This is a genomic window from Achromobacter spanius (assembly GCF_002812705.1).
Taxonomy (GTDB): Bacteria; Pseudomonadota; Gammaproteobacteria; order Burkholderiales; family Burkholderiaceae_B; genus Achromobacter; species Achromobacter spanius.
On record NZ_CP025030.1, the window covers coordinates 3843096 to 3866990 of the forward strand.

Sequence of the window (23895 nt, forward strand, 5' to 3'; positions counted from 1 at the left end):
ACGCCTTCACCGGCGACCGCGGCCCGGTTGGTCTTGGCGTAGCCGGGCTACGTTCTGATCGATGCAGTGTTGGATCGTGCGCAAGGTGTCACGAGTAATGAGCTGTGGGTAGAGGTCGTCGGCAAGAATGGCGAACTGGCTTGCCACATCGCAAATGCGGTCAATCATTTTTCCGGCAAAGTCCTGTGGCACTTCGGCCTCGTTGGCAAGCCTGAGCATCTGCGCGCGGGAAATCGCCAGCGCCTCGCCCATCACGTCCATCTGATGATATCCACCAGGCCCCTCGCAGAACGTCACGTCGTAAGCGGGCGCCAGCCTCCAGTGACCCGCTTGCGACATGAGGTAGGCAAAGTTCTTGGGGTGATCGTCCCTGTTGTGGAATGCGACATTGAAGACTGCGCGCTCGAAAGCCATTGCCATCTGTCGCACGTCGTTGGTACACATCTGCGTCGCCCGAAAGAAGTTGACGTAGTCCAACACCCCCGGAGTGCGGTAATTGGCGCCCGTAAAGGCGGCGAGGCTCTGCATGGGTACGCGCAGCCCGTCTTGTCGGTCAAAACGCTTGCTGGCAAACGCCGCCGACCCCCCAGGCAGACTGAAGTACCGCGTGTCCGGCGTCTCGATGCCACACATGCGCAGGCACTCGGCGTAGACCATTTCGATCGCGCAGACCTCGGGATGTTCTTCTTTGGCGGGAAACTTGATCAACCACGCTTCAAATCCCGGTGTGACGGCAGTGGTAAACCCATCCGTTTCGGGATTCCGATAGACCAGGGCCTTAGGCCTTGCACCTTGAGGCGCGCCGCCCACCAGCAGCAATGTTTCCAGGAACTCGCCGCCTTCCCCTTGGAGCACTTGCTGCACGTCGGCGGCTAGCACTTCAAGCGGGATGTGGACTTTCGGTTCCTGTCCTTCTGGTGCAACGGGTTCAAACTTCATGGCGCCCATCGCATTGCTACCGATGTAGCCCAGTCGTTCCAGCGGGCCTATGCGAGCCGTGGACAGGCTGCGTCGCCTGAACATTCGGTCCATCAGCAACATGCCCCATCCGTCCGGCAACGAGTCATAGACAGGGCCTGGCAAGTCCAGCTGGTGGGCTGGAAAACCTCGGCGCAACTGGGGCCCCTCTAACGGCAGGGTGTAAGAGGACAGCTCCAAGCCCCTTTGCCTGGCGTCGTTGCTGTACTCGAAGACGATCGTTGGGCGACCGGTCAGGGTGGTTGTAGAGGCCAGGGTGCCCCAAAGCCATCGCTCACCCCAGCCTTCATAGAAGACGTTCACTTGCTCAAGCATTGCCGGGGTTCCTTTTCGCACGGAGACGATCCGCGCTGCTTTCGTAGCGCCGAATGTCTTCGATGCTGTTCAACTTGGGCAGGAACAGGCCCTCAAGTTCTTTGGCCCGACCAAGGGCCATCGCCACCCGGACCACGTTCTCGAACCCGACATTGCGCCCGGTTTCCAGGTTGGACACGGTGTTGGTGGCAATGCCGGCTCGCCCGGCCAAGTCGGCTTGTGTCATGCCCGACGCCAGACGCTCAGTGCGCAAACGTTGGCAGAGACGCTTGACGATCTCGCTCGGCGTGCTGAACCTTAAATCCAACATATTGTGTGTCCAGGCAGCTTCATGCCAGTTAATACCCCAAATTACAGGATTAACGATGGTTCGGATCTAGTCTCTGCTGCGCTTTTTCAGCGCATCCGGCCGATACCGCAGGGCTTCGATGACCAGCGCCAAGGCCGGGGAGATCTGTCGCCGGTTGGCATAGTAGAGATGGTAGCCAGGCAGCACCGGCCACCAGTCTTCCAGCACGGGCACCAGGCGGCCCTGTTCCACATAGGGCTGCACCAGGTCATAGGGCACATAGGCCAGGCCCATGCCATCGAGCGCGGCCTGGAGCATCAGAAAGGTGTTGTTGAAGATCGTCTGGCCCGCCACCCGGACGCTCAGCGCCTTCCCGCCTTTTGCAAAATCCCAGGCGTACAGGCCTCCATGCGTGGGCAGCCGTAGATTGACGCAGCAATGGTCCGTCAATTCTTGCGGGGTGCTGGGCGGACGCTTGCCGGCCAGATAAGCGGGCGAGGCCGCGACCGCCATCCGAAAATCGGGGGCGATGCGTACCGCGATCATGTCTTTGTCGATGCGATTTCCGCTGCGTACGCCGGCGTCGAACTGGTTTGCCGCGATGTCGGTGAACCCATAGTCCACACTGAATTCGACCTGGATGTCGGGATACTGCTGCAACAACGGCAACAGACGCGGCCAGAGCACCGTCTTGATGGCGTGGTCATGGGTGGTGATTCGGACCGTGCCGGCCGGCTTGTCGCGCATGGCGGTGAGCGACGCGAGTTCTTGTTCGATCTCGTTGAAGTGGGGGCTCAACACGCTTAGCAGTCTTTGCCCGGCTTCGGTCGTTGACACGCTCCGCGTGGTTCGGGTGAGCAGGCGCACGCCCAAGCGCGCTTCCAGCGCCAGCATTGCGTGGCTTAGTGCCGAGCGCGACAAGCCCAGTTGCGCCGCCGCGCGCGTGAAGCTTCGCGCCTGCGCAACAGCCACGAAGGTTTGAAGGTCGTTCAGATTTTCTTTAGCCATTAGTGAATACAGCACACCATGGCATGCTGATTTTCCAGTCTTCTCATCTAATCGACCCGATCATACAGTAGCGAAAAGCCGACGGTAAATGCGCGTTTTGCCGCCGGGAACCCTTTAAGGAACCGCTAATGATGGCCGTTGCACCGCACTTGAAAAAAGGTCGAACCACATGAAAACCCAGATCCCGACAATCGCTGCTTGCGCCGCGGTCTTGCAGATGGCGAGCGCCAATGCCGCTGAGCCGAAAGCTGAAACCTACACCGCAACCCAGGCGATCACACGCGCGGGCGAGCAAGCGTCAATCGCTGGCCCCAGCGAAACCTTCACGGGCCGGGTGCGGGTAGACCCGGTCTGGCCGAACGACGAGAACATCAATGCCTCGGGGGCGCTTGTCACCTTTGAACCCGGCGCGCGTTCAGCCTGGCACACCCATCCTGCGGGACAGCGCCTGGTGGTGACGTCGGGTGTGGGTCTGACCCAGGAGTGGGGCAAGCCCGTAGAAGTCATTCGCCCCGGCGATGTCGTTTGGTGCCCACCGGGCGTGAAGCACTGGCACGGCGCCGCACAAAGCACCGCCATGACCCATATGGCAGTCACCGCGACCGTGGATGGAAAGAACGTCAACTGGATGGAGAAGGTCAGCGATGAACAATACGACGCCCGTTAAGCAGGGCGATGCGCGCTTTCACCAGGGCAAGGCGCGCCAACATTCAAGTGCACTGGTCTTCGCCCTGAGCTTGGCTGCTGCATGGATTCAGCCCTCCCACGCACAGGAAACCCGACCAATGAACCCCGCACCGGCCAGCGCGCCCACCCCTTCCGAAACGCTCAACGCCCGCCAGCAGGCCATCGTGCCGATCGCCGCCTTTGCGGCGGCAGGCGACATGGCCAAGCTGAATATCGCGCTGAACCAAGGCCTGGACAACGGCATGACGGTAAGCGACGCCCGCGAGATCCTGGTGCAGTTGTATGCCTATGCCGGCTTTCCCCGCAGCCTGAACGCGCTGAGCGAACTGATGAAGGTGCTGGACGCTCGCAAGCAACGAGGCATCCAGGATGCGCCCGGCAATGCACCCACGCGCCCCATTCCGAAGGGGGATGCACTGCTGGCGGCAGGCACGGCCAACCAGACCAAGCTGTCGGGCGGGCCGGTGGAAGGGCCGCTATTCGACTTCGCGCCCGTCGCCAACGAATACCTGCGCAACCACTTGTTCGGCGATATCTTCGAGCGCGACAACCTCGATTGGCAGAGTCGCGAGTTGGCCACCGTCAGCATGCTGTCCGCGTTGCCTGGCGCCGAATCGCAATTGCAGGCGCACATGCGCATAAGCATGAACGTCGGCCTGACGGCGAACCAGTTGCGTCAGCTTGGCCAAGTGCTGGCGACGGGTGTGGATGCCGAGATGGGGCGTCGAGCAAGTGAAGCGTTGACGCGTCAACTGGCGGCCAAAGCGGCGAAGTGAGCAAGGCGTGGTCCGCCCGGCAGCAGCCAGGGTGGGCGGGCCATCACCGCCGCTTCTTTGCTGGCGGCTCTTGCGAACGCAGCGCATCAAGCACCAGGGAAAACGCCGGAGACGGCTGCCGCCGGCTGGGGTAATAAAGGTAGTAGCCGTCGAAAGGCGCGCACCAGTCCTCCAGCACCCGTACAAGACGCCCCTCGTCGATGTGGGGCGCGAATTCTTCCTCGGGCAGGAAGGCAATGCCCAGGCCTTCCAGCGCTGCCTGAACAATGTGCGGGGTGCTGTTCAGCGTGGCTTGCCCATCGACGCGAACGTTCAACTGCTTGCCCTTGCGCTCAAACTCCCAGACGTACAACCCGCCATGCGTGGGGAAGCGGATGTTGATGCAACGGTGCTTGGTCAGATCCTCCGGGCGCTTCGGCTTGGCATGCCTGGCGAAGTAGTCCGGCGTGGCGACGGCGGCCATACGCAATCTGGGGCTGATCGGCATTGCGATCATGTCCCGGTCAATGGTGTCACCCATGCGCACGCCCGCGTCAAAGCGGTCCGCGACGATGTCCCGGAATCCGTAGTTGACGTCGAACTCCACGTTGATGTCCGGATACTTGCGCAGCAGCGGCGCAATTTTCGGCAGCAGCGTGGTTTTCAGCACATGGTCGCCGCAGGTGATGCGGACCGTGCCTGCCGGCTTGTCGCGCAGTTCCGACAATTCATCCAGTTCCGCTTCGATCTCGTCAAAGCGATGCCCGATGGCCTGCAACAGCCTTTCCCCGGCGGCGGTGGGCGACACGCTGCGCGTGGTGCGCGTCAGCAGGCGGATGTCCAACCGGGCTTCCAGGCCGCTGATGGCTTGGCTTAGCGCCGATTGGGTCACTCCCAGCAACGCGGCCGCGCGCGTGAAGCTGCCTTCCCGCGCCACGGTCACGAATGAGAGGAGATCGTTAAGGTTTCGTCTGACCATGTCGAGAGTTTCCCACGGACTGTTGATTAGTAATGCTTATAAGCCTATTCAGTATTCATTAGCTAGTCATGGTGCGCCGAGAGCGGGAAAATCTGCCTCGTACCGATGGAAAGGCTCGCGGAAAGGAAACTCAGCATGAACGACAGACATCGAACCAGCAGTACCGATTTGTTCATCCATGGCGAATTGGCCCACTCCCGCAACTTCAGCGAAACCGCCTATGCGGCTGCCGCCCAGCCGAAAGAGCTGATGAGCATTCCGGGCGCCACGCACATTGATTTGTACGACCGGCTGGATGTGATTCCGTTCGACAAGCTGGCGGCATTCTTCACGCAGCACTTGGCTTGCACATGAGGGCTTGGAGCGGCGTATTCGCCATGTCGCTGTGCGTGTTCGCACTCGTGGCCTCTGAGTTCATGCCCGTCAGTCTGCTGACGCCAATCGCCGGCGAACTGGGAATAACGGAAGGGATGGCGGGGCAGGGCATCGCAATCTCCGGCGCCCTCGCGGTGTTGGCCAGCCTGACCATCTCGGTCGTGGCCGGCGCCATGGACCGCAAGACGCTGCTTCTGATCTTGACCGTCTTGATGGGCGTTTCCGGCGTCATCGTGGCGACAGCACCGAACTACGCGACGTACATGGCGGGCCGCGCGCTTATCGGCGTGGTGATCGGCGGCTTCTGGTCCATGTCGGCCGCCATGGCAATCCGCCTGGTGCCAGCCAGCCAGGTGCCCAAGGCCCTGGCCATCTTCAATGGCGGCAACGCGCTTGCGACGGTGATCGCCGCGCCCCTGGGCAGTTACTTGGGATCCATCATCGGATGGCGCGGTGCGTTTTTCGCGCTGGTGCCCGTGGCTGGGATCGCATTGGTCTGGCAATGGATCGCCTTGCCTTCCATGAAGCCGGCGACACGCGCGCCTGGGTCCGGCAACGTGTTCAACGTGCTTAAAAGCCGCACCATTCGTTATGGCATGGCAGCGTGCGGAATCTTCTTCCTGGGCCAGTTCGCGTTGTTTACCTACCTGCGCCCGTTTCTTGAAAAGGTCACGCAGGTAAACGTGCCCACGCTGTCGCTGATCCTGCTGGTGATCGGTGTGGCGGGCTTTGTTGGCACCACCCTGATTGGCGCCGTTCTCAAGCGTGGCTTGTACCGAACGCTGATCCTCATTCCGGCGTTGATGGCGGTCATTGCCTTGGCGCTGATCCCCTTCGGGACGTGGGTTGCCGCGGTGGTGGCGCTGCTGGGCCTGTGGGGCCTGATGGCGACATCCGCGCCCGTTGGCTGGTGGAGCTGGCTCGCCGAAGCCATGCCGGACAACGCCGAGGCGGGGGGCGGTCTGATGGTGGCGGTGATTCAGTTGTCCATCGCGCTAGGTTCGATCGTGGGTGGCCTGCTGTTCGATTCGGCGGGATATCGAAGCACCTTCGTGGCAAGTGCGGCGGCGCTGGTGATCGCGGCCTTTCTTGCTTTCCTGACGTCTCGTTCCCATCGTCGGCAAGCGGCCTGAGCCATGCAGCGCGCCACGCCGCCAAGCCCGGCGCTTCACGCCCGCCCATCGCAAGCCCGCCTATCGCCGCAGCCATGGCGGCGTCCCCTGACGGTGCTTCGTCTCCAGCGTGATGACATGTAACTCACACGGGAATACCAAGTTTCCGTGATGGGCCTTCTTGTTTCAAAAAAATATACTTTTCCGTTTTCCGCGGCAAAGGTGTCACCCATTTCTGTCGACGTGCGGCAGGAGGGACTGTCGCTACCCCGTGGACGTTGCAATCGACGGGGGGCAGGAAGAAGTATGAACAAGATTTATCGCGTGGTGTTCAACGAGGCGGTAGGTGTTTGGCAAGCGGTGGCCGAAGTGGGGGCTGCGCGGGGCAAGTCCTCGGGCAAATCTGCCGCGCAAAGCGTGGCGCGGGCGTCGGGGGTGTGCGGAAAGTCGGGCTTGTTTGCCTTGGGCCTGCTGTTGGCCGGCGGTGCCTGGGCCGATGGCGGCAATGGCAATCAGGCCAGCGTTTACCCATCCGCTCCGGGCGGCGCCGGGGGCACCAGTGCCAGCCCGGCAGGCGGCGACGGCACGGCCTGGACGTCGAGTTCGGGGGCCCAATATCCCGGACAAGGCGGCGGTGGCGGCGGTGGCGCCATGTACATCTCGGGTGCTAGCGCGGGCAACGGGGGGCGCGGCGGTAACGGCGGCAACGGCGGCGTTGGGGGGGCGGCGGGCGCTCGCAGCGGAAGCATTCTGACGATGTCGTCGACCATCAATGCCAACCGTTCCGGCGGCGCGGGTATCAATGGCGCCGATGCGCCCGCGAAAGCCAGCGGATCCAACGAGGCCGGCGGCGGTGGCGGTGGCGGCGGCGGCGGCGGCGCGGGTGCGGTCTCTTCCAATGGCACCTTGACCGTCAACAACGGGGTCCAGATCGCGGGCGGTGTGGGGGGGGCCGGGGGCGCGGCGGGTCAGCTCACGGCATCGGGGTGGGGCAACAGTGCCGGCGGAGGGGGAGGGCAAGGCGGTGCAGCCGTGTTGATCACTGCCGGCGCCGGCGGGGCGCTGACCAACAACGGCGGGATCCTGACCGGAGGCAACGCTGGTGCCGGTGGCAGCGGAAGTCTGAATGCCTCACAAGGTGGCTCCTACGGCGGGTTTGGCGGCGATGGCGGTACGGCGGTCCTCTTTTCCAATGCGAGCAGCGGCACCGTTGCGAACGGCGGCACGATAGCGGGGGGAGGCGGCGGTGCTGTTGGGGAAACTACTGCCGGCAGTGCTGGCGAGAGCGCTGGCAACGGTGGCGAGGGTCTCAGCGGCAACAACTTAAGCATCACCAATACCGGAACCATCAGAGGCGGTGTGGGTGGCGCCGGAGGCCGAGTCAGTATCGGCTTTGACCGCTACATGAACCCCGGTCAGGGCGGTGGCGCCATCGTGGGCAATGCGCTCACGATCAACAATAGCGGCACGATCAGCGGCGGCAACAGCGGTGCCATCTTCGGCGGCGACGCCTCGGTGGGAAAAGGCGGCGTCGCCATCACGGGCGCCAGCCTCAACGTCACCAACAGCGGCACGATCAGGGGAGGGCTGGGCGCAGATGGCGCGACGCGGGCGGATGCCATCGCCTTCACTGCGGGCGACAACACACTGCAGATCAACACGGGCTCGAACATCCAGGGCAATGTCGTCGGCGCCAGCGGCGCGGGGACCCACAATGCCTTGGACCTTGGCGGCACGGGCGCCAGCAGTTTTGCGGTCAGCGAGATCGGCGCCAAGTACCGCAACTTCGGCAGCTTCGGCAAGGTCGGCACGGGCACCTGGACGCTGAGCGGCTCGACTGCACTCCTCACGCCATGGACGGTCAGCGCGGGCACGCTGGCCATCAGCGGCGATGCCAGCCTCGGTGCTGATAGTGGTGGTCTCACACTCGACGGCGGCACGTTGCAGACGACGGCGACCCTGAACATGTCGCGCAATGTGGTGATTGGCAGCGCCGGCGCCACCCTGAACACGAACGCTTCAACCACGCTCGGGCTGACCAGCGTTGTTTCCGGGGGGGCGCTCGTCAAGACCGGGACCGGCATGCTCACGCTTTCGGGCAGCAACAGCTATGCCGGCGGCACTACGGTCCAGGGCGGCATCCTCTCCGTGGCGTCCGACGTCAATCTGGGCGCGGCGAGCGGCGCGCTGACGTTGAACGGCGGCCGCCTGCAAAGCACGGCCACCTTCAGCACGTCGCGGGCCATCGCTGCCGGTGCGGCCGGTGGCAGCTTCGATCCGAGCGCGGGGACGACGCTGACCTTGCGCGGCGTCCTCAGCGGAGCGGGTGCGCTGACCCAGGCCGGCGCGGGCACGCTGGTACTTTCCGGGAACAGCCTCGCGTATAGCGGGCCGGTCTACGTCAACGCAGGCACGCTGGCGGTGAACGGTGCCATCGGCGGCAATGTGCAGGTTGATGGCGGCACGCTCGGCGGCGTGGGCCGCATCGATGGCCGTGTGACTGTCGCCAGCGGCGGCACGCTGTCGCCGGGCAGCAGCCCCGGCACCTTGACCATCGGCGGCGCGCTCACGTTGGGCAGCGGCGCCACCAGCATCTTCCAACTGGGCCAGTCCGGTGCCGTGGGGGGCGTCAGCAATGACTTGGTGCAGGTGGGGGGGGATCTCGCTTTGGGCGGTACGCTGCGGGCGAGCGCATCGTCGGCGGGTTGGTACCGGCTATTCGAGTACGCGGGCGCGCTCTCCGGCCAGTTCGATACGCAGCAGGTCAGCAGCACGGGGGGAAGCTTCACGGTGGCCGGGCATCAACTGGACACCAGCCAGAGCGGCCAGATCAACCTGTCGGTGCAGGGCGCGGGCCAGACGCTGCAGTTCTGGCGCGGTGGCACGGGTGGCGTCTGGACCGGCTTCGCCGGCGCCTGGGTCAACGATGCACCGACGAACACGACACCGGCTGCATGGGTGGGCTCGGTGGCCGTGTTCGGCAGCGACGCGGGCGCCACGCCTGGCACGGTGACGGTGCAGGGCACGCAGAGCTTCGACACGTTACAGTTCTCGGCCAATGGCTACAACCTGGTGGCCGACAACAGCGGCGCTACGCCGGGGCGCCTTGTCATGGCGCCGGCCACGGGTACGCAGACCACGATCAATACCGATGCGGGCATCAGCGTCGGCATCTCGGCATCGATCGCCGATGGGGCGGGCAATGCGCTGGTCAAGGTCGGTGGCGGGACGTTGACGCTCTCGGGTGCCAATACCTATAGCGGTGGCACGCAGGTCAACGAAGGCCTGCTGGTGGCGGGCAGCCATGGCGCTTTGGGCAGCGGTGCAGTCACGGTGGACAACGGGGCAGGCCGGGGGGCAACGCTGGAAGTCGCCAGCGGAGTGACTCTCACCAACGCCGTCGTTCTGAACAACGGCGGCACGTTGGACAACTCGGGCACGCTCGCCGCAGCCGGCACCCCGGTGCGCGCGGTGACGGGAGCGGCCACGGTGTTCAACCGCGCGGGCGCGACGATCCAGGGCGATGTGACGCTCAACGCGGTCGGAGCGAATGCTGTCAGCTTGTTCAGCGGCAGCCAGATCCTGGGCGACCTGAACATCGGCAGCAATACGGCTGCAAGCTTCACGCTCGACGGCAGCGCGCCAAACCAGCTTTATTCTCAGGCAGTGACCGGTGGTACCACTTTCGCGGGTGAACTCGTGAAGAACGGCAGTGGCGGCTGGACCTTGGATCGGGCGCTTACTCCGGTGAGCACTACCGTCCATGGCGGCACGCTGGCGCTGCGCGGTGCGGGCGATCTGGGGGGCGGTGGCGTAGGCCTGCAGGCCAGTGGCGCTGCCTTCGACATCAGAGCGGCCAACGGCCATCGCGCCATCGCCTGGCTCTCGGGCGTGGCCGGCAGCAGCGTCGAGCTGGGTGCCCATGCGCTGACCTTCGGCGATGCGAGCAACCAGCGTTTTGCCGGCGCCATCGGCGGCACGGGCAGCCTGATCAAGCAAGGCACGGGCACACAGACCCTTGCGGGCGCCAGCACTTACAGCGGTGGCACGGAACTAAAGGCGGGGCGCATCGATCTGGGGCACAGCGAGGCGCTGGGCAGCGGCGTGCTGGCGATGGACGACGGCACCACGCTGGGCTTTGTCGCTGACGGCCTGATCGTCGCCAATGCCATCCGCATGACGGGCACCAATGATCCGTTTTTCGACACCGGCGCCTACAACGCCACCCTCATGGGCGGCATCAGCGGCAACGCAGATCTGACCAAGCAAGGCAGCGGCACGCTGATCCTGGGTGCGGCCAACAACACCTACAGTGGCGCCACCACCGTCGCCGAGGGCACGGTGCGCGCGGGCGTGGTCAACGCCTTCAGCCCAAGCAGCGCCATCACGGTCGCGCGCGGCGCCACGCTGGACCTGGCGGGCTACGACCAGCGCGTGGCCGGCATCAGCCACAGCGGCACCGTCAGCCTCATGGGCCGCGCGCCGGGCGCCGTCCTCACTGTCACCGGCCCCTGGGTCGGCCAGGGCGGCACCCTGGCCGTGGGCGCGACCCTGGGCGACAACCGCAGCGCGATGGACAAGGTGATGCTCAGCGGCGCCAGCGCCGTGGCCAGTGGCAACACCCAGGTCGCCGTCACCAACATTGGCGGCCTGGGAGGTCAGACCACGGGCAACGGCATCGAGATCGTCGGGACCCAGAACGGTGCCAGCATCCAGGGCGAGGTCTTCGCGTTGTCGGCACCGGTGCTGGCGGGTGCCTACGAGTACCAGCTCCACAACACGGCCAGCGGCGCGTACCTGAGCAGCACCACGACGGCGGGGCCGGGCCCGACGTCGTACCGCGCCGAAGTGCCCCTGTACGCCGCCCTGCCCGAGCAGTTGCGCGAGGCCAACCTGGCTATGCTCGCCACCCTGCACCGGCGCGTCGGCGATGCCGGTGTCGCGCAAGGCCAACGCCAAGCCTGGGCCCGCATCGTGAGCATCGACCGTGAGATGGGCCAGGGCGGTGCCGTCAGCCCGGACAGCAAGGGCCGCCTGACCGGTTTCCAGGCCGGCACGGACCTCTGGGCCGATGCCCGCTGGCGCGCGGGCCTCTATGTGGGCCAGCTCGACGGTGACATGAAGGTCACTGGCTTTGCGCGGGGCATCGACCGCTATGCCGCAGGTCGCAACGATCTGAAGAACCAGTACCTGGGTGGCTACGCCACCTACCGTCATGACGACGGCCTGTATGTCGACAGCGTGTTGCAGGTAGGTCGTCACCGGAGCACCATCGGGCCCGACGGTTTACCGTCCAGCCAGAACAAGGGTCACAGCTTGCTGGCCTCGGTCGAAGTGGGGCGCTCGTTCAACGTGGCGTCGAGCTGGCGCATCGAGCCGCAGCTTCAACTGGTGCACCAGCGCCTGAGCCTGAACGACAGCACCCTCGTCGGTGCCCGGGTGCAACAGGACCCCGCCAGCAGCTGGGCCGCCCGCATCGGCGTGCGCTTGAAGAGCAGCATCGTCACCACGGCGGGCACCGTGCACCCTTACGCGCGCATCGATGTGTGGCATTCGGGCAGTAACACGGACAGCGCGCGTTTCGTCGGCCCGGCGGCCTCCACCGACGTCTCGACGCCTACAGGCGGCACCCGCACGGAAGCTGCACTGGGCGGACATTGGCAGGTCAGTCCGAACGTTGGCGTGTATGGCGAACTGGGCCAGATGTGGGCTGCGGGCGGCAGCGTTAGGACCGAAGGCGGACCCAACGGGAGCGTGGGTGTGACGGTGCGCTGGTAGTTCGCCGCGGTTGCGTCGGGTGAGGGGCGGGCAGGGCCCGTGCCCGGCGTCGGTCGCGACGGCCTGCGCGGTGGAGGCCGTTTGCGTCACCGCAGCCCAGGGCACGCCGGTGGCCGCCTGCCCGATGCCGCGCCGTGGCGGCCGATACACAACGGGTCGCGCGTCTGATCATTCACCGCGAGTTAGTGCTTGATGCGATTGCCAAAGCAGTACGAAGCCGGCGCTCTCGAAATACCCTGATCCACTCAGATCAGGGAACGCAGTACGGCAGCGATGCCTGGCGGCGGTTCTGCAAGGCCAATCATCTAGAGTCGAGCATGAGCAGACGAGGAAACTGTTGGGACAATGCGGTGGCGGAGTCTTTCTTCAGCATGTTGAAGAAGGAGCGCATCAAGAAGCACATCTATGCTGACCAGGAAACCGCTGCGCTCGATCTGGCCGAATATATTGATAGTTTCTACAATCCAGTACGGCGGTGCAGGTATCTTGGCGGTGTCAGTCCGAACGAGTTCGAGGCTGCACACCGCAAGAAAAAATCAAGTGCCTACTAAATCCTGGTAACGCCACTCGCCAATCGGCACTGACCGACAGCAATCGACCCGTTGCAGTAGTTCGAGCTTCGCCAGTCTATGTCTGCTGCTGGAAGAGCGCCCAGTGAGAATCCGGGTCTGAACGGCCGAGCTACGTGAGTTGCGCTGAGAGTCTGCTCTTACAGCCAATATTCATCTTCATCAATTGAACCGAAGTCGCGAATCAGCCCCGACGTATTCAGGCCGCCTTTATAGGCAAGCTTGACGGTGCACTCGAACGAGGAGCGGGGGGGAGAAACGAGTGCAGGCAATTATGACAACCCGCAGCCCCTTACTGGTGTCGACTGCACGCATCGAAGACATGGCGCTATTACATAAGGAAAAACCTTTCTAAGTGCGAAGCTGCTCCAGCGCGATATTTGATATGTCACGCCGCAAGGCTTTATGGGTAAACTTGAGGCTTGTGCAAAATCTTTACTAAAAGTAATATTTAATTTTGTAGACTTGTGTGCTGACTGCTCATGCTTCTCCAGTTCTTCCTGCCATATATCATGTTTTGCCAATTGGCTTCGTGGGGATTGGCACAAAACTTTGAAGGTCTTGGGCTCTTTACCTACATGAACACTACGCCAATGCAGGTAGGAGACGCGCTGCTATATCCGCTAAATTTAAACCCGGCAGTGGGCGTTGCTGGGTTGACAATATTGCTATCCGGCATTCTTCTCCTTGTATTTTTTTTAAATATCCGTGCATGTTTTTACTTGAATAAGTGGGTCGGAACGACCGGAATTGTTCTTTGGTTAGCACCGGGTCTATGCAGCGTATTAGGTTTTGCGCCTAGCCTTCACGCGTTAGGTCCGGAAATATTCCGTTTTAACTCAGGTTTTTTAGGTAACGTCGAATCAGCTTTGGCCAACCTTCTCATGTGTTTGATTGGGGGGTGGTCCTTTATCCTGTTGATTGGCTCACGTTTTGGAAGAAATGAGTTCAAAAATTTCTACGATCACATTTGGTACACATTGGGACTGATGGCGGCGCTGTACTTCGTTGTTGATTCCGGCCTGTCTTCGTACCAAAAAGATCTGATAGAGAAAGATGATCGTCTGGTTCAGACTCTGGAGCTCTTTCGTGCAGGTGAAAAAAACCTCGAAATGCTGTGTGAGTTGCCGGAAGTTCGGGATATATCTCCCGCTCTATGTGCGCTTGCTTCGAAAATGGACTGGAACCTGCGCAACTATCTTGATTTCAAAACCGTTCTGCGCGCAAGAATAGAGCCGCCTGATTGGATTTCGACCTTGACCCACGATCCCGAGGTGGCTCTTGAGATCACAGCGCTAAATACAGCTGCGTGTGGACGCCAGGAACGGTTGACACAATGTCAAAAAATTTCTCCCGAACTAGCTGTGTCTATGCAGGACCTTGACTCGACATTTGTTTTTCCGCCGCCAGATTACGCGAAGGCAATTTCGAAAATCCACGCCTCCATGAGTCAAACTGACGATCGCATCCAACAGATTCATCGCGGTCACAATATGCGTTATTTCATTTTTCTTTTTGTGGCGATATTGGCTGGCGGGAAACTGGCTAATGCATCGCGCGCAATGGTTAAATACGATTCGATCAGCCCGCCATCGTGGACATTGCTCACGGTCAAGTATCTTATTAAAAAGATCGCGACTTTACTTGGGCTTGTGGCAATGTTCATGGGTTGCATGCGCCAAAAAATTTCTGGCCTGTTTAAAACACTAATAATGCGTCTTCGTAGAGCTAGGATCGTCGTTCTCGCCCGACGGAAAAGAGCTTCGCCCGAACGGCGATACGCTAAACGATAGCCGCGGCATAAAATCTCCCGGTCGAAAGTCGACACCTGCGTGACGCCGTCCTGTTTTGATGAACGTATATCTGGGCTCTGGCGTACAACGTTGACGTGATTTTCGCTAGCGGCATGGAAGCATGCACCGCAAGCTTGCATAGGAGGCCTTTCGCCTCTTAAATGCAATTCGAACATCAAAAGATGAGGCGCTCAAGCGCTCCTCACGGAAGCTGTTGTTCAGAGCGTCGACCTAGCAGTCGTGTTGCGTGCGGATCTCGAGTGGATCGATTGTCGGCCGTAAAAGGGCGGAGGCTGCCTGCTGGAATTCGCCGGATGGCATTCGCGGGGAAGGCAGCCAGGCTTCTCCGTTGTCCACTTCCGAAGCGGTGTAATGACCCAGCAGAACCTGCTCAGGTTAAGCGGCTAATGCAAATGCCTCAGCCGGGGTCTTCATGCCGAGCGCCTGGTGCGGGCGCCGGTGGTTATAAAAGCGTATCCAGTCCCCTACAACGCGGCTGGCGTGCTGGATGGTCTCGAAGCGATGCCGATGCGCGCATTGCTCTTTCAACGTGCGGATCACGCGTTCGACCATCCCGTTCTGTTGCGGGCAGTGCGGCGTGATGAACTCTTGGCGCAGCCCGTAGCCTCGCACCAACGCTGTATAGCTACGAGAGGTGAAGACCAACCCGTTGTCGGATCGCAGCAGGAATGGCACAGGCACGCGGCCCAGCGTTCCAAAGCGGGCGATCAGGGCATGTTCCAGTGCGCTTCCTGCGGTGCAGGCCTTGCCGCTGCGCGACAGATGCCAACCCAGCAACTCCCGGGTATGGCAGTCAATCACCAGCGCCAGCGTCGCCCAGCCATCCCGACCCGCCCAGACGCGGCACAGATCCGTCGACCAGCGCTCGTTAGGCCTCGTGGCCACCGACGGCAATGCCTGGATCCGGGGCCTGAAGCCGATGGGCCGCTTACGGACCTGCCAGCCCATCAACTGGAACACGCGCTGCACGGTGTTCTTGTTGAACCCCAACAGATGCGCCACCGTCGATAGCCAAACGACGGCGATTCTTCGATCAGCGCCTTGATGGGCGCGACAAACTGCGGATCGAGCTTTGGCGATGCCTTCACCGCCTTGTAGTAGACGGTGCGGCGAGGCACGTTGAACCAGCGGCACAGCTTGGCGATCGAGACGGTGATGCCGTCGGCTTGCAGTCCCTGGTGGATCGTCTCGATCACTTCTCGTCCTCGCCCAGCAGGGACTGCAATTTTTTTCTCGCGCGAAGCTCCAGCATCGCCTCGCCGTAGGCCTCTTGAAGGTCCTTGAGCTGGCGCTCGTACTGCTCGCGCACGTCCTGTGGATTGGCCCGCAAGGCATTCTCCATGCCCCGCTTGCCATCGTCGACCCACTGTTCGACCTCTGAGGGCGACAGGTCGTATTGGCGGCTGGCCTCGGCGACGGTGGTCTTGCCTTGAATGATGTCCAGCACTAGCGCGCTCTTGCGCTTGGCCGTCCAGCGTTTGATGTCGTCTTCCATCTTCATGCTCATCGTCAATTCCCTCGATTGTGACGTGAGCAGGTTTTCACTGGGTCATTACAGCCCTGCGTCCGATCTACGCTGCCGCCAGCGAACAAGCGGCCGAGCAGGCGCTGCAAACGTTCGCCGATGGACCCTGGGGGATCAAGTACCCAACGATCGTCCAGGCCTGGCAGCGGGCCTGGGAGAACGTCACGCCGTTCTTCGTCTTTCCGCCAGACATCAGACGCGTGATTTACACCACAAACGCCATTGAAAGTTTGAACATGCAGTTGCGCAAGATCATCAAGACGCGGGGGCACTTCCCCAACGATGAGGCCGCCATCAAGCTCCTATGGCTGGCGCTACGCAATGTGCTGGCCAAGTCCGTCAGGGCGACCTTCGACTGGAAAGCCGCCATGAACCAGTTTGCTATTCTGTTCGGTGAACGGTTTACTGCGGTGCGGGGATAACAACTTTTAAAACGCCTCGCCCACAAAAATACGGACAGGCCCCGAGTGGCTGACAACTCCGGTACAACCCAAAAGCAGACACACTTGGTCGACCGGTTTTGGCCGCGAACTATCGTCGTTGGCGAGCCACTTCCTACTCGCAGCCGACACCCGCAGTGTTCTGGCTACCGAACCGCCGCACATTCATCCAGTTGCCGCTCTCCGCCCGCGCTCATCCCGCCACCCTCAATACCGCCAGCGCAGGTTCAGCGACCCCGCATGTTCGCGGTTACCCCCGCCGTACTGCCCGCTGTAATTCAAGCCCACGGACGCATTCGTCGACACCGCCACTTCCGCGCCCAGCTCGGCAATGGCCGCGTTGCGCGCGATGGGTGAACCGGACACCGTGAACGCCTGGCCTCCATCAAACGCCATCGTGGATTGCGGTAGCACATCGCCAAACGCATGGCGCCAGCCCAGCGTGGCTTGCAGGCGGCCTTCGGCGCCATTCAGCGTGAAGTCCGTTTGCGCGCGCAGCCCCAAGGTGCTGCTGGTCTGCTTGTCGCTGCTGCTTTGGCCGTTCAACGCCGCCGAGCCCCCGGATTCCGAGAAGCTACGGCTTCGCAGGTCGCTCCAGGCCAGGCCCACGAAGGGTTCAAGCGTGGTGCGATCGGACAAGGGCATGGCATAGCCCAGTTCGGTGAAGAGCTGGGTGGTGCTGGCGCCGTAGTCGGCGGTGAGCTTTTGCGATGCGCCGGCCACGGTGGCGTAGCGTTCGGTGCTGACGTCGTGCCAGGTGTACGACGTGCCGACCAGCAGGTTCAGCTTGCCCGCGCCCGCGTCAAACGACTTGCCGCCATAAATGGCTGCGCTGTAGCCGGACACATCCGCGCTGGATGCGCGGTCATCCACGCGGATCTTGCTGTCGGTGTAGCCGACGGCCCCGCCCAGCCGCCAGCTGTTGCCCACGGCATGGTCGGCGCCAACGAAGACGCCGCCCGTGTGTTGGCGGACTTGCGCGGTATTGTCCGTGGCTTTCTGCGTTTGCCAGTTGCCGACAAGCTCGGCCCAGGCGGGCTGTGCGTTCGACGACGGCAAGGCGGACGCGGACAGCGTGCCGCCCGCTTGCGCCGTGGGCGCGCCCGGACGCATGCCCGCGTTCAGGTTGGCGCGCAGGTGCGACAGCGGCAGGGTGCGCGTGGTGCTGCTGGCACCCATCAGGCTGGACGCGACGCTGGCGTGCGCTTCGCCGGACAGGCTGTCGAAGGCGGCCGGCGGCGCGCCGTTGGGCAAGGTCAGGATGTATTCGTGCAGCGCATTGCCGGATGGCAGGCTGTCCAGCGCGTTGGCGACGGCGCGTTGGTTGGCGCTTTGGGCCGCGTCCGCGAAGCTGACAGGGCGGCTGGGCGCTACCTGCTTGCGTTCCAGTTGTAGCGTGACGTCCTGCGCGCCGTAGCGCAATGCCGGGTTCAGATAGGCATAGTTGGACAAGACGCTGTTGAATTGCCCGCTAATGGAGCCCGCCGTCAAAATGGTGTACTGGCGCATGCTGGTGAAGCCGCTTTCCGGTCCCACATGCACCACGGACCCAGCCAGATTGGCGGTGCCGCTGACCGCGACACGGGCGCTATCGGACGAAGCCGGGTCGGCCGCCACTTGATAGATGGCGCCCGGCAGGAAGGTCAGGTTGCCCGCCACGTTGAGCGTGCTGTTGACCGTGCCCGGCGCCAAGGTCGCGCCGCTTTGCAATGTGGTGGTGCCGACCTGGCCCGTGCCTTGCAGCAACGCGCCGTTGGCCAGCGTCAAGGTGCCGCCGAGCTTGCCCGTCGACGCAAGGTCCAGCGCGCCCGACTGCACCAGCGTGTTGCCGGTGTAGGCGCTGCTGTCTCCCGAGAGCCTGAGCACGCCCAGGCCACGCTTGGTCAGGTTGCCGTTTCCGGTGATCGTTCCGGTCAAGCCGAGCGTGGTATCCCGAGCCACGTCGATGCCGCTGGATTGCGACACGCTGACAACGCGGTTCGTGTCAAAGCTGGCCGTGGTGGCCAGCACGCCGCCGCTCAAGGTCAGACCACCCGACGCGGCACCCAGGTTGGCGTCCCTGGACACCGACAAGGTTCCCAACCGAACGTCGGTGCCACCGGTGTAGGTGTTGTCACCCGCCAGCACCAACGTGCCCGCGCCGGCCTTGGTCAGGGTCGTGCCGTTCCAGCCCGTGGCGGCATTGGCCATCTGGTCTTCAAGCGCCACGCCCAGATTGAAGCGGTCGGTGGACTGGGCCAGGGTGAATGTGCCGCTGCGGGAATTGGTGTTGGTGGTCCAGTTCAGGTCGTAGCGGGCGCGGTATTGCAGGTTGTTGGTGGACTTGCTTGTGTGGACGGTCAGGTAGTCCACTTGGCCCGTGACACCGCCCACGTTCACCGCGCTGAAATTGCCCTGGATGCCGTTTTGGGTATCGATAAGCACCGTTTCCAGCTGCGTGTTGTTGGCAATGCCAGTCAGGTTGAACACCGTGCCCGCGCCCAGGGAAACCGAGGCGGCCTGCAATGCGGGGCCGCCCGTGCCCGCCCCGAGTTCCAGGGTGGTGTTGTTGCCCAACACCACGTCGCCCGCTACCCGCAGGGTGGCAGGCGCGTGGACGGACAGTGTGCCAAGGTTGCCGGCAACAAACAGGTTGCCGGAGAGTTGGTTGGCGGCGCCGGTGGTGCCGTCGCCATACTGCAGCGTGCCGCCTGACACCTGGGCCGAGCCGCCCAGCTTGTCCAGCACCATCAGTTTGCCGCCCGACACCGTCGTCTTGCCCGTGAAACCGCTGCTGTCCCCCGTCAATATCGTTGTGCCGGCTAGTTGATTAAGCTGGTGCTGCCCGGTGCTCGCGCTCCGCAGGGCCGGCGCGAATTTGAGACCTGTGTCGGTGTGGTTGAAGTTCAGGCTGGCGACACCTGCGCCAAACTTGATCTCGGACGCCTTGAGCGTGCCGGCGCGCACCGCGGCCAAGCCGGTTTCGCTACCGATATTGATGGTGGCGATGCCGGCCAGGTACGGGAGCGTGTTGTTCACCATCTCCACGGCCTGTGTGCCTGCGACGCCGGCCGTGACGGTGCCACCATCCGCGATGGTCAAGGTGCCGTTGGCCTGCCCCACGGCCATGGATATCGGGCCCGCGCTGGACCATTCGGAACCTGCTCCGGAGACGGTCACCCGGCCGTTGCCTCCCCGGCTTCCTATCACGGCGCTGTTGTTGTTCACGACGCCGCCTGCCAGAACAGACAGACTGCCCTGACTAGTGAGGTCGCCCACGCGCAGATCGCCGTCGATATGCCAGGACGAGGCGGAACCTGTCACAGTCACGGAGCCGATGCCGCTTGCATCGCTGCCGAGATACGCGTCGGCGCTGAACAAACTACCGCCCGCCTCGACGAGTACGTTGCCGCGTCCGCCTTGCGTGCCGACGCTAAGCGCGTGGCTATTTCGCCAGACGGAATCTGCGCCCGACACCGTGACTCGCGCGGCGCCGTTATTCATAGCAGCGACCGTGCCAAGCAGGTTATTGACCTGGGCGCCATTGGTCACCGTCAATGCACCCGTGCTGGTCGTGCCGACGAACAGATTGCCCGTATTGGCCCAGACGGCATTCGGGCCATCCACAGTGACAGCCGCGGAGAATGCGAATGGCGAAACATGGTCAATGGTGGCGCCATTGGAACCCAGCTTGTCCAGAATCTGTAGCTCACCGCCGGTCACGTTGATTGCGCCAAGAAATCCGTGGCTGTTGGCGAGCAGGCTCGTGGTGCCGCTGTAGTGATTGAGTTGGTGGACGCCTGCGCCGTCACTTCTCAGGCTGGGAGCAAAACCAACAACCGTATTGGTATTGAAGTTCAGCTTGGCCGTGCCTGCGCCGAAGACGACCTCTTTCGCCCGCAGCGTGCCCAAGTCCGTGGGTGCCGCGCCAGGAGTCGCGCCGATGTTGATGGCGCCGATTGCGCCGGCCGCCGTGGCCAGCGACACGATTCCCGTGCCCAGGACTTGCGCTTGGCCAAGGTTAAAGAGGTTCAACGTGCCGGTACCTTCACCCCCGACTGAGAGCGCCTGATTCAGCAACCAGCGGCTACCTATCCCGGAAATATACGCTGTGCCGCTGGTGCCTGCGGCGTTGCCGATTATGCCGTTGGTGTTGTTCAGGCCCGCGCCACCGTCTATACGAAGTGTGCCGATAGCCGTGTTGCCGATGATCATGTTTTCGGCCGACCCCCAGTCTCCCGGGTGGCCAGGAAAAATATCGCCCGAGCCGACGATGGTTTGCGCCATCGCCGTCGGCATCCCGCAGCCGGCAAACAGCGCGGCTGTCGCAAGCATGCTGGGTAAGAACGCCCGTGTGTATCGCTGCGCGATGTCAGCGGCTGTGCTTCTTGTTGCGATCCTTCTGATGCGGTTTACCCGCCGGGGCTGCCCGCCGCTCTTGCCTTGTCCTTTTGCATGCTCACCCGCCACCTGCCATAAACCCGCGCTACGGTTGAAGATAATGCGATACGTACGGTTCATGGGCGGTTCTATCTGGTGCTTGTCCGCGGGAGGAATATCCCGCGGACAATAATTGATATTCACGCTGGGTTTTGAGGCCCAGCGCAGGACTATCAATTAGAAAGATCGCCCGTGAATTTGCCTATCCCTGATATTTGGTACTGATGCGTGTTTTATCAGGATGGTTAAAAAATGGCGCAAAGCGGTATTAAGGTTCGGCGACGTTGTTTTCCGTTTTCATTATTTCCCGTTTTCACTCACCAGCACCGGCTTGTCGCGATACTTCGCCGGAAACGTCTTCGCCAGATTCTCCACCTTCGGCACGTCATTCACCACGATGTACATGCTGTTCGGGTGGCGCACCAGATAGTCCTGGTGATACGCCTCGGCGGGATAAAACGCTTGCAGCGGTTCCACCGTGGTGGCCAGCTTCTTTGAATACACCCCCGTCTTGTTCAACTGCTCGATATACGCCTCGACCACCTTGCGCTGGTCTTCGTCCGCGGGAAACACCGTGGACCGATATTGCGTGCCGCGATCCGGGCCTTGGCGGTTCAGTTGCGTGGGGTCGTGGGCCACGGAAAAGTAGATTTGCAGCAGTTCTCCGTAGCTGACCTGCTTGGGGTCATACGTGATTTCAACCGCTTCGGCGTGGCCGGTGCGGCCGCCGCTGACGGCGTCGTAGTCGGCCGTCTTCGCCGTGCCGCCCGCGTAGCCGGATACGGCATTGCTGACGCCTTTGACGTGCTGGAACACGGCTTGCACGCCCCAGAAGCAGCCGCCGGCAATCACCGCTTTTGCTTGCGGTGCCGTGGCCGGGGTTTGGTCCACCGCCGGGGCAGGGATGATGAAGGCGGTTTCGGCGGATTGCGATGCGCCCGCACCCAGCAGGCCGCAGGCGGCGGCAAGGGCTGCGCAGAATTTTTTGGCTTGGAAGTTCATGGTCGGGATTCCTGATAAGGCGGGTGTTCGGTGCAGGCCGGGGGTAGCGCCGGGCGTATCAGTCTCGGGGCGGGTCAGCCCCGGGCGGGTCAGCCCCGTGGGACTCAGCCCTGTGCCGTAAACGTCATGGCGACGCCGTTCATGCAGTAACGCAGGCCGGTGGGGCGGGGGCCGTCGTCGAAGACATGGCCCAGGTGTCCGCCGCAGTTCGCGCAATGCACGGCGGTGCGGACCATGCCGAAGCCGGTGTCGCGGGTTTCACCGACGGCGTTGGCCAGGGGCTGCCAGAAGCTGGGCCAGCCGGTGCCGCTGTCGAATTTGGTGCTGGACGAAAACAGGTGCTGCTCGCAGCCCGCGCACGAGAACGTGCCGTTGCGGTGTTCGTCGTTCAAGGGGCTGGTGTAGGGCCGTTCGGTGCCGTCGCGGCGCAGCACCTGGTATTGCGCGGGCGTGAGGCGGGCGCGCCATTGCTCGTCGGTCAAGGCGTAGGGGTAGGTGGCGGCGGCTTTGGCGGCCGACGCGCTGCGCGAAGTCAGCCAGGGGGCCAGGCCGGCCGCCAGCGCGGCGCCGCCGCCCAGGGTCAGGAAATGTCTACGGTTCAAACTCATGGCGTGGCTCCTTCAAGAGGCGATAGGGAACAGGGCGCAAGCAGGCGGCGCGGCGGGATCGAACCTCCGACCCCCGCGCTTGCCCGGTGCTTGTTCCTTACTTCTTCATTCCATCCTTGGACATGGAATCTTTCGACATCGAATCCTTGGACATGGAATCCTTGGACATGGAATCCTTCGACATCGAATCCTTCTTCATACCGTCGTGCGCCATGCCGTCCTTGCTCATGCCGCTTTTCGCCATGCCGTCCTTGGCCATCCCGTCTTTCGACATACCGTCCTTGGACATCGAGCTCTTGCTCATGCCGTCTTTGCTCATGCTGTCCTTGCCCATGGTGTCGGCGGCATGCGCGGCCACGGCGCCAAAGGCCAGGCACAGGGAAAAAGCAGCGGTGGTGAGATTCTTCATGATGCGTTCCTTTGATGGATTGAGTAAGACAGGAGTTGCACCTAGCTTCCGCCGAACCAGTTGTAGCCCTGGTCCTCCCAGTAACCGCCTGGGTAGGTGTTGGTGACAAAAATTGCCTGTATGTGCTTGGGGTTCTTGTAGCCAAGCTTGGTAGGCATGCGCAGCTTCATGGGGAAGCCGTACTCGGGGGGCAAGGTCTTGCCGTCATAGGTCAGTGCCAGGATGGTCTGCGGATGCAGCGCCGTGGGCATGTCGATGCTGGTGTAATAGTCGTCGGAACACTTGAAGCCCACGTACTTGGCCGTCAGGTCCGCGCCAACGCGCTTGAGAAAGGTCGAAAACGGCACGCCGCCCCATTTGCCGATGGCGCTCCAGCCTTCCACGCAGATGTGGCGGGTAACCTGGTCCACCTGCGCCATGGCGCGCAGTTCTTCAAGCCGCCATTGGCGCTTGTCGGCCACCATGCCGGTGACTTCCAGCCGGAACGTTTCCTCGTCCACGTGGCGCACTTCGTCGATGCCGTAATAGGCATTGAAGGGAAAGGGCCGCGTGATCATGGATTCCGGGTAGGTGGGCGCCAGCTTGTTGGGGTCGAACAGCCAGCCCTGCACGCGGTCGTTGAAACGCGAGACGGACGACAGCGCCTTTTCCACGTTTTCATCGTCGGACAAGGAACACCCCGACAGCATCGCCACGCCGCCCAGCGTCAGGCTGTTGCGCAGAAAGGCGCGGCGGGAAGGTTGTTCGACGCGCCTGGTGATCAGGTTCTTGGCTTCTTTCAGAATGGCCGCGCCGTCCAGGCCCAGCAGCGACAAGCGTTTTTTCTGGCTCAC

General features: G+C 62.6%; 18 protein-coding genes and 3 pseudogenes. 8 read left to right on the forward strand and 13 right to left on the reverse strand.

The features are described from left to right. Positions 1–6: 6 nt before the first annotated feature. The 3 genes from CVS48_RS17460 to CVS48_RS17470 all read right to left on the reverse strand — a co-directional run bounded on the left by CVS48_RS17460 (position 7) and on the right by CVS48_RS17470 (position 2590). Positions 7–1293, reverse strand: coding sequence for a type II toxin-antitoxin system HipA family toxin (locus CVS48_RS17460; RefSeq protein WP_100855531.1), 1287 nt, complete (start codon positions 1291–1293; stop codon positions 7–9). Continuing rightward, on the reverse strand, positions 1286–1603 hold the full coding sequence (locus CVS48_RS17465; protein ID WP_100855532.1) for a helix-turn-helix domain-containing protein: 318 nt from the start codon (positions 1601–1603) through the stop codon (positions 1286–1288). The genes CVS48_RS17460 and CVS48_RS17465 overlap by 8 nt, the downstream gene beginning before the upstream one ends. Positions 1604–1669: 66 nt before the next feature. After that, a complete protein-coding gene (locus tag CVS48_RS17470) occupies positions 1670–2590 on the reverse strand; it encodes a LysR family transcriptional regulator (protein WP_100855533.1) in 921 nt (306 codons plus the stop codon). Between the two features lie 169 nt (positions 2591–2759). Between CVS48_RS17470 and CVS48_RS17475 the strand changes: the two genes are divergently transcribed. Beyond that, complete coding sequence (locus tag CVS48_RS17475) at positions 2760–3257, forward strand: (R)-mandelonitrile lyase (RefSeq protein WP_172616189.1); 498 nt, start codon at positions 2760–2762, stop codon at positions 3255–3257. Between the two features lie 118 nt (positions 3258–3375). Continuing rightward, on the forward strand, positions 3376–4053 hold the full coding sequence (locus CVS48_RS17480) for a carboxymuconolactone decarboxylase family protein (RefSeq protein ID WP_100855534.1): 678 nt from the start codon (positions 3376–3378) through the stop codon (positions 4051–4053). Positions 4054–4096: 43 nt separating this feature from the next. Here the strand turns inward: CVS48_RS17480 and CVS48_RS17485 are convergent, their stop codons facing one another. Then, positions 4097–5011, reverse strand: a complete 915-nt coding sequence (locus CVS48_RS17485) for a LysR family transcriptional regulator (RefSeq protein WP_100855535.1) — start codon at positions 5009–5011, stop codon at positions 4097–4099. Between the two features lie 135 nt (positions 5012–5146). On the opposite strand from CVS48_RS17485, the gene CVS48_RS17490 reads away from it, so the two are divergent. The 5 genes and pseudogenes from CVS48_RS17490 to CVS48_RS17510 all read left to right on the forward strand — a co-directional run bounded on the left by CVS48_RS17490 (position 5147) and on the right by CVS48_RS17510 (position 14638). Beyond that, positions 5147–5365 carry an alpha/beta hydrolase gene (locus tag CVS48_RS17490; protein WP_419191438.1) on the forward strand — a complete coding sequence of 73 codons (219 nt, stop codon included), beginning with the start codon at positions 5147–5149 and terminating at the stop codon, positions 5363–5365. Beyond that, positions 5362–6519, forward strand: a complete 1158-nt coding sequence (locus CVS48_RS17495; protein WP_242001244.1) for an MFS transporter — start codon at positions 5362–5364, stop codon at positions 6517–6519. Before CVS48_RS17490 ends, CVS48_RS17495 begins: the two co-directional genes overlap by 4 nt. A gap of 285 nt (positions 6520–6804) precedes the next feature. Next, positions 6805–12276, forward strand: a complete 5472-nt coding sequence (locus CVS48_RS17500) for an autotransporter outer membrane beta-barrel domain-containing protein (RefSeq protein WP_167401014.1) — start codon at positions 6805–6807, stop codon at positions 12274–12276. A gap of 170 nt (positions 12277–12446) precedes the next feature. Further along, a pseudogene (locus CVS48_RS17505) lies at positions 12447–12827 on the forward strand (DDE-type integrase/transposase/recombinase); the annotation flags it as partial. Positions 12828–13327: 500 nt separating this feature from the next. Continuing rightward, positions 13328–14638, forward strand: a complete 1311-nt coding sequence (locus CVS48_RS17510) for a hypothetical protein (protein WP_126376143.1) — start codon at positions 13328–13330, stop codon at positions 14636–14638. A 396-nt stretch (positions 14639–15034) separates the two neighbouring features. On the opposite strand, the gene CVS48_RS17515 is transcribed toward CVS48_RS17510, so the two are convergent. Genes CVS48_RS17515 through CVS48_RS17520 form a run of 3 tightly spaced genes read right to left on the reverse strand, consistent with a single transcriptional unit; the run spans position 15035 to position 16166 of the window. Further along, positions 15035–15661, reverse strand: a complete 627-nt coding sequence (locus tag CVS48_RS17515; RefSeq protein WP_082875259.1) for an IS3 family transposase — start codon at positions 15659–15661, stop codon at positions 15035–15037. Next, the gene (locus tag CVS48_RS29680; RefSeq protein ID WP_242001243.1) at positions 15607–15855 is read right to left on the reverse strand and encodes a hypothetical protein; all 249 of its coding nucleotides are present in this window, start codon (positions 15853–15855) and stop codon (positions 15607–15609) included. The genes CVS48_RS17515 and CVS48_RS29680 overlap by 55 nt, the downstream gene beginning before the upstream one ends. Continuing rightward, positions 15852–16166: a DUF1153 domain-containing protein gene (locus CVS48_RS17520; protein ID WP_033535077.1), complete on the reverse strand. Its 315-nt coding sequence runs from the start codon at positions 16164–16166 to the stop codon at positions 15852–15854. Before CVS48_RS17520 ends, CVS48_RS29680 begins: the two co-directional genes overlap by 4 nt. A gap of 47 nt (positions 16167–16213) precedes the next feature. On the opposite strand from CVS48_RS17520, the pseudogene CVS48_RS17525 reads away from it, so the two are divergent. Continuing rightward, positions 16214–16606: pseudogene (locus CVS48_RS17525) on the forward strand (transposase); the annotation flags it as partial. Positions 16607–16831: 225 nt separating this feature from the next. On the opposite strand, the gene CVS48_RS17530 reads toward CVS48_RS17525, so the two are convergent. From CVS48_RS17530 to CVS48_RS17550, 6 genes and pseudogenes are all read right to left on the reverse strand, one after another. Then, positions 16832–20938 carry an autotransporter domain-containing protein gene (locus CVS48_RS17530; protein ID WP_242001242.1) on the reverse strand — a complete coding sequence of 1369 codons (4107 nt, stop codon included), beginning with the start codon at positions 20936–20938 and terminating at the stop codon, positions 16832–16834. Between the two features lie 90 nt (positions 20939–21028). After that, positions 21029–21124 (reverse strand): annotated as a pseudogene (locus CVS48_RS29885) (ESPR domain-containing protein); the annotation flags it as partial. A gap of 219 nt (positions 21125–21343) precedes the next feature. Further along, positions 21344–22045, reverse strand: a complete 702-nt coding sequence (msrA, locus tag CVS48_RS17535) for a peptide-methionine (S)-S-oxide reductase MsrA (protein ID WP_100855540.1) — start codon at positions 22043–22045, stop codon at positions 21344–21346. Between the two features lie 104 nt (positions 22046–22149). After that, on the reverse strand, positions 22150–22653 hold the full coding sequence (gene msrB / locus CVS48_RS17540) for a peptide-methionine (R)-S-oxide reductase MsrB (RefSeq protein ID WP_100855541.1): 504 nt from the start codon (positions 22651–22653) through the stop codon (positions 22150–22152). A gap of 97 nt (positions 22654–22750) precedes the next feature. Then, positions 22751–23062, reverse strand: coding sequence for a pentapeptide MXKDX repeat protein (locus CVS48_RS17545; protein WP_100855542.1), 312 nt, complete (start codon positions 23060–23062; stop codon positions 22751–22753). A gap of 41 nt (positions 23063–23103) precedes the next feature. Next, the gene (locus tag CVS48_RS17550) at positions 23104–23895 is read right to left on the reverse strand and encodes a molybdopterin-dependent oxidoreductase (protein ID WP_050450258.1); all 792 of its coding nucleotides are present in this window, start codon (positions 23893–23895) and stop codon (positions 23104–23106) included.